Below are 707 nucleotides of genomic sequence, written 5' to 3'. Positions count from 1 at the left end.
TCAGGTGGATGTGGAGTGGTAACCGCTACAACAAGCGTGACCATTACGGCATTACCAACAGCAAGTATTAGTTATGCTGGAAGTCCGTATTGTTCAGGAGTTGCTACAGCTACTGTTACTTTAAGTGGAACAGGTGCTTACACAGGTGGAAGTTATACTTCTACAGCAGGTTTAGTGATCAATGCAACCACAGGAGCAGTCGATTTAAATGCGAGTACTCCAGGAACGTATACTGTTACCTATTCAACATTGGCTTCAGGTGGATGTGGAGTGGTAACGGCAACTACTACAATCACAATCAATCCAACGGTTGTACCAGTAACAGGCTTTAGTTATACGACACCAGTTTGTATAAATGGGGCTAATTTAATGCCTACTACAGTTGGAGGGTTTACTACAGGAGGAACATATAGTTCTACAGCTGGATTAAGTTTAAATGCTACTACAGGAGAAATCACATTATCTACTAGTACAGCAGGAACTTATACTGTAACGTATACCGTACCTGCAACGGTATGTGGACCAGTTGGCACTAGTACATTTAGTATTACTATCACAGCGGTACCAACAGCATCGATTAGTTATGGTACACCATTCTGTACTGATAATGCAGCGGCACAAGCAGTAACTTTGACAGGAACGGGTGCTTACACCGGAGGTACTTATGCCTCTACAGCAGGATTATCTATCAATGCTGCAACGGGAGC

Annotated in this window: 1 pseudogene; it reads left to right on the top strand. The window is 43.1% G+C overall.

The features are described from left to right. A pseudogene (locus EQG63_RS12270) lies at positions 1 to 707 on the top strand (adhesin); the annotation flags it as partial.

It is taken from the genome of Flavobacterium amnicola, assembly GCF_004122165.1.
GTDB lineage: Bacteria > Bacteroidota > Bacteroidia > Flavobacteriales > Flavobacteriaceae > Flavobacterium > Flavobacterium amnicola.
The sequence above is the reverse complement of the archived record's forward strand: the minus strand, read 5'-3'. Positions and strand labels throughout refer to the sequence as shown.